The sequence below is a fragment of the Bradyrhizobium sp. genome (genome assembly GCF_049512235.1).
Classification (GTDB): domain Bacteria; phylum Pseudomonadota; class Alphaproteobacteria; order Rhizobiales; family Xanthobacteraceae; genus Bradyrhizobium.
In genome coordinates this window covers 1-5,429 of record NZ_JBEKXH010000438.1, presented here as the reverse complement: position 1 = coordinate 5,429, position 5,429 = coordinate 1, and the positions used below count along the sequence as shown (strand labels likewise).

The 5,429-nt window shown below is 63.0% G+C and carries 5 protein-coding genes and 1 pseudogene; 5 read left to right on the top strand and 1 reads right to left on the bottom strand.

What is annotated here, in order from left to right; all coding sequences use genetic code 11:
• From ABSG20_RS28705 to ABSG20_RS28685, 5 genes and pseudogenes are all read left to right on the top strand, one after another.
• Window positions 1-108 (top strand): annotated as a pseudogene (locus tag ABSG20_RS28705) (FAD binding domain-containing protein); the annotation flags it as partial.
• On the top strand, window positions 105-623 hold the full coding sequence (locus tag ABSG20_RS28700) for a (2Fe-2S)-binding protein (RefSeq protein ID WP_423867839.1): 519 nt from the start codon (window positions 105-107) through the stop codon (window positions 621-623). The pseudogene ABSG20_RS28705 and the gene ABSG20_RS28700, both read left to right, overlap by 4 nt.
• The gene (locus ABSG20_RS28695) at window positions 616-2,163 is read left to right on the top strand and encodes an AMP-binding protein (protein ID WP_423867838.1); all 1,548 of its coding nucleotides are present in this window, start codon (window positions 616-618) and stop codon (window positions 2,161-2,163) included. The genes ABSG20_RS28700 and ABSG20_RS28695 overlap by 8 nt, the downstream gene beginning before the upstream one ends.
• Before the next feature lie 225 nt (window positions 2,164-2,388).
• A complete protein-coding gene (locus tag ABSG20_RS28690) occupies window positions 2,389-3,195 on the top strand; it encodes an enoyl-CoA hydratase/isomerase family protein (RefSeq protein ID WP_423867837.1) in 807 nt (268 codons plus the stop codon).
• 53 nt (window positions 3,196-3,248) lie between these two features.
• The gene (locus ABSG20_RS28685; protein WP_423867836.1) at window positions 3,249-4,190 is read left to right on the top strand and encodes a hypothetical protein; all 942 of its coding nucleotides are present in this window, start codon (window positions 3,249-3,251) and stop codon (window positions 4,188-4,190) included.
• 235 nt (window positions 4,191-4,425) lie between these two features.
• Here the strand turns inward: ABSG20_RS28685 and ABSG20_RS28680 are convergent, their stop codons facing one another.
• A complete protein-coding gene (locus ABSG20_RS28680; protein WP_423867835.1) occupies window positions 4,426-4,878 on the bottom strand; it encodes a nuclear transport factor 2 family protein in 453 nt (150 codons plus the stop codon).
• Window positions 4,879-5,429: the final 551 nt, after the last annotated feature.

Below are 5,429 nucleotides of genomic sequence, written 5' to 3'. Positions count from 1 at the left end.
TTTGCCTGGGATCTCGATGCCCGCGACGATGTCCATGCGACCGCGCGATACCGCCGCGACCTCGTTCGCATGATCGGGCGCGATCTGGTGCGGGAGGTTCTGCCATGAGCCGATGGCAAGCCGGAAGGCGCCACCAAGTCCGCTTCTCGCTGAACGGCAAGCCCTGTTGCGGCGAGGCGGAGCCGCGGCTTTTGCTGAGCGACTTTCTGCGCCACCAGATCGGCATGACCGGCACCCATGTCGGCTGTGAACACGGCATATGCGGGGCCTGCACGGTCGAGATCGATCGCCAACCGGCGCGGGCCTGCCTCACGCTCGCCGTCCAGGTGCAAGGCTGCGAAGTTCGGACCGTCGAGGGGCTGGCGCCGTCGCCGGACCGTCTTGGCGTCCTGCAGGCGGCGTTCAAGCGCAATCACGCGCTGCAATGCGGGTTCTGCACGGCAGGCATCCTGATGTCGCTCGACGGCTTCCTGCGCGAACGGCCGCGGCCGGATGAAGAAAGCATCCGCGACCTCCTGAGTGGACATCTGTGCCGCTGTACGGGCTACACGCCGATCGTGCGCGCCGCGCTCGAGGCGGCGGCGGAATTGGCCGATCCGGGCAGAGAGCCAACCGATGCTTGACCTTGGAACCAGCTTTGTCGCCAGCGTCGCCCGCGACCCCGACGCCATAGCCCTTGTCGACGAGGACATTCGCCTGACCTACGCGCAGTGGTATCAGCGGATTTCCTCTGTCGTGGCTTCGTTCGACCGGATCGGCATCCGTGGCGGTCAGCATGTTGTCACGGTGCTGCAGAATTGCGAGGCGGCGGCGACGCTGTATTGGGCCTGCCAGCTGGCCGGCATCGTGATCACACCGATCAACTGGCGTGCCAAGGCCGACGAGCTCGATTTCTGCATCGAGAATTCCGAATCCTGCGCCGTCATCTACCAGGGTGTTTCCGCGCCGGCCGTCGAGCAGTCGGCGCGGGCGTCGGCGCTGCCGCGGGTTTACGCCGGCGCAGGCAGCAGCGCGGGCGCGTTCAATTTCGAGCGGATGGCGGCGGAGCCCGCGGCCGAACTATCGCCCCGCGCCGGCGCCGAAGCCTGGTCGATCATGCTCTATACGTCCGGCACCACGTCGAAGCCGAAGGGCGTGCCGCGCCGCCACCGTGCGGAGCGCGCCGCCGGCATTGCCCATGTGGCGCAAAATCTCTACCGGCGCGGCGAACGCACGCTCGGCGTCATGCCGCTTCATCACACCATGGGCGTCCGCTCCCTGATCGCCATGTCGCTGATCGGGGGAACGTTCGTTTGCCTTCCGCGCTACGACACCGCCCGCGCGCTGGCGCTGATCGAGGCGGAACGGGTCAGCAATCTCTATCTGGTGCCGACGCTCTATCACGATCTGGTTCATGCGCGCGAGTTCCCCTCGACCGACGTGTCGAGCGTACGAAAACTCGGCTTCGCCGGGGCGTCGATGACCGACGGGCTGCTGCAGACGCTGAACGCGGCGTTCCGGCCCGACCTGTTCGTCAACCATTACGGCAGTTCGGAAATCTACACCTTCACCATCGATCAGAACGCCCCGGCCAAGCCGGGATCGGCCGGCAAGGCCGGGATCAATCAGCTGATCAGAGTGGTCAAGCTGACCGCCAGAACTGCTGCCGACGTCGCGGAGCCGAACGAGGAGGGCGAGATCATCGCGCTGCTGGCCGGCGACGAGTCGTTCGAAGGCTATTGGCGCCGGCCCGATGCCGATGCCAGATCGCTGCGGGACGGCTGGTATTTTACCGGCGATACCGGCTTCATGGATCGCGACGGCGATCTGTTCGTCACCGGCCGGGTCGACGACATGATCATCACCGGTGGCGAGAATGTATCGCCGGTCGAGGTCGAGAGCTGCCTTTCGCTGCATCCCTCCGTGCTCGAAGTCGCCGTGGTCGGTCTGGCCGACGAGAAGTGGGGCAAGATCGTCACCGCATTCGTGAAGCGCAGCACAGCCGTCAGCGAGCAGGAGCTGGAGCAGTTCTGCCGGATGTCCCAACTGGCCAATTTCAAGCGCCCGCGGCGCTTCATATTCGTCGATGCCCTGCCGAAATCCCCGGTTGGAAAGCTGTTACGCCGCCTGCTCGTCGCCGGCGATTACCAGCACGAACGCACTCCGCCGCCGAGCACGGCGTAGTTGAGCGATGCCGTGAAACAAGCATTGGCCTCTCACTCCCTCTCCCGCTCTTCGCGGGGGAGGGTCGGGGTGGGGGTGCTTCAGCATAGACACCGCCCGCGTTGGCCCCCACCCCAACCCTCCCCCGCGCAAAAGAGCGCAGGAGAGGGAGCGCAGCGTCGCAAGCTTCGATATGATCAGAACTTCTGAAACGCTGGTCTAGCAAGCCACAGAAAGGAAAACCAGATGCCGTTCCCTTGCACTTTCGCCGACCCGCGCCTCACCAGCCTTGACGGCTTCCATGTCGAGCGCGACGAGGGCCACGAGCGAGCCGACATCATCCTGGACCGGCCGCCCTACAATGTGGTGTCGATGCCGGAGCGCGACCAGCTGCGCCTGGTGTTCGAGGCGCTCGACGAGGACGAGCGTGTCCGCGTCATCGTGGTGCGCTCGGTCGGCGAACATTTTTCCAGCGGTGGCAATATCGGCGGCTTCATGGAGGCGACGCCGGAGAAGGTCTCCAAACTCGCCTGGAATATCGCCTCGCCGGCGCGCTGCGCGAAGCCGGTCATCGTCGCCAACCGCGGCTATTGCTTCGGCGTCGGGTTCGAACTGTCGCTGGCCTGCGATTTCCGGATCGCCTCCGAGACCGCGTTGTACGCGCTGCCCGAGCAGAAGCTTGGCCAAATCCCCGGATCCGGCGGTTCCGCGCGCTTGCAGAAGATGATCGGCATCACCCGGACCAAGGACATCGTGATGCGCTCGAAGCGCATTCCGGCAAGGCAGGCATTCGACTGGGGCATCGTCACCGAATGCGTGCCCGACGCCGAACTCGAGAACGCGACCGACAAGCTCGTCGCCGAGCTGCGGACGTTCGCGCCGCTGGCGCAGCGCACAGTGAAGAAGCTCTTGAACGATACCGAGGACTCGACGCTGGCGATCGCCATCGAACTGGAAGGCCACTGCTACAGCCGTCTGCGCCAATCGGAAGATTTCAAGGAGGGCGTTGAAGCCTTCAACGGCAAGCGTCCGCCGAAATTCGTCGGACGCTGACGAAGCGGCTCCTATAGGCTGAATGTCTCGTCGGTGAGTACGGCTGCAGGACGATGGCAGAAGAAGTCGTTTCGTTCATCGAGTTATCAGATAACGACGCGCCCAAGATTGCGGCCGCGATTCCGCGGCTTGCCAGGCTCGGGTTGAAGCCGGTCTGTCCGGAACACGAATTTCTCGACGTCGCGCGCCGGATAACGGAGGAGTGGGCCGGAGTTTCCGTTCCCGATGATCCGCTGTCCTGGTGCCAGTTTGCCTTGCGCGGTTCGCCCAGTGCCTTTTCGAATGCGGTGCATCACTCGGACCATTGCTACGAAGTGGCTGACGAGGAGGACTACGCCGAGGTCGTGGCCTCGATCATCGACCTTGCCGGCGACGAGTGGCCGATCGACAGCGTTTCGGCGACAAGGGTCGTCCGGGAAGGCCGAAACGGGCCGTCGCAGCGCATGGACATTTCGATCCACGCGCACGAGGGCGGCATGCCGTTCGAGCTGATCGCTGCCAAGGACTTTGACTGGTCGGTCGTGACGCGGCTCAACGAGCGACTGCCCCCGGCGGCAACAGGTCGGTTCGCGGCATTTTTCGACGGCAGCGCCACCATCGTCTATCTGAAACCCGATCAGCTGGAGGCGCTGGGTAGGTTCCTGGGGTACAACTTCGTGTCTGAGATCGAGCCGCTGGCCGAGCGGCCGCGGGCGCGAAGCTACATTGAAGCAGGACTTGATAACCCGCTGCCGGTCTGGGCGATGGTAGGCTCCTGCTTGATGGGTATGTTCCTGGTGAGCCAACTCCTCGTCATGATCGTGAGAGGAGCGCCCTATGCCATCAGCGGCGGCATCGGCGACACCCCGATCTACTATGCGCAGGCCCCCTTCGAATTCACGCTTTGGGTGACGTTCCTCGTTTTCGCGGCGGTATTCTTTCTTGGCGGCCCGTTGTTTCTGATCGTGGAGCGGCGCCGGCTGAGAAGGGTAAGCCGGAAAAGATCTCGCTATTAGCAAAAAGCTATTTCTTTACGCGCGGCAGCGCTGATGAGAGCTCGTAAGGCGGGTTGTAGGCGAAGCCGTAACCCGCCATCTTGCCGGGCGGGTCGGCGGAATACGCTCTCGGTGCCAATCCTAGGCGCTAACGGAACAGCCGGCTCTCTGGTGAGGGCCGGCTGCCGAGGCCTTGGACCCCTTGCTATAGCTAGCCCGGTTGCGACTCTTCGCGGACATTGCCCGAAAGTCAGGCTCAATCTTCGATTGGCGGCGCTGCCGCGTCCGCGAGGCCCCATTCAGCTAAACGCCGGCAGGTGTCGGCGACCACCTGGGTATCAAGATACGCATGCAGGCTCACGACTTTTCCCCAACGCAATCGTAAGAAGTGGGTGCCGTCGTTGAAATAAGGCACGCCGTCAGCAGGCGTCGCAGTGTCTTGCCACTCGACCATAGCGCAGGTGTTCCAAGGCGGCCCGCAGACGGCGATGTGTTTGATCGTAAAATCAAGCTTCGGGAAAAGAAGGAAAAGCCGCGCGAACCATCGGCGCATGCCGGCCTTCGTGTGACGCGTGCCGCCGAGAGCGTGCGTGCCCGAAAAGACATGGTCGAAGCGAGAGGCCAGACCATCGAGACCAGGTTCAAAGTTGCCTTGGCATAGCGATGAGAAAACGTGCCTGAGCTTCCGGCGCACGATTGCGTGGTACATGGCAGATCCCTTTTTGTGCCGGCCACAACTTTTAGTCGGGTAGGTTCGGGATTCTCTGATCGTCGAACATGGCAAGGTTTTAGGACCGTTGGGCGGGTTGGAGCCGACCTGTGCGCCGAAGCTTTGCGAAGGCGGAAGGCGTAACCCGCCATCTATCGACATAGCAAATTATAAAACGCGCCCCGGGGCGCCCAATCCGGTGTTTCGGGGCTGTCAAGCTCCTTCGTAAAAAAGATTCTTGTTGCCTTTTTGTTCGAAGCGGTCTATAGGTGATTCGTCTCGTTCCAGATGAGGGGCGTTTCGCGATCGTCAGACACGCGGGATGAGATGCGGTGGACGCGGCAGCGTCAGGCGCGCGACGGTTCGCAGGGCGGGGGGCGGTATGCCAAGCGTGAGCGAATACCTCGCAAGCTAGACGACGGCGCTGATGCGTACGGGGAAAACGTGTGGTCCTGGCACCCAAAGCTGGTGTCAAGTCTTCGGAGGTTTCGTTCGGCTCAACCGGGTCGGACAAAACCGTTAATTCGAAGGCAACGGTGGCAAGAGAGCTA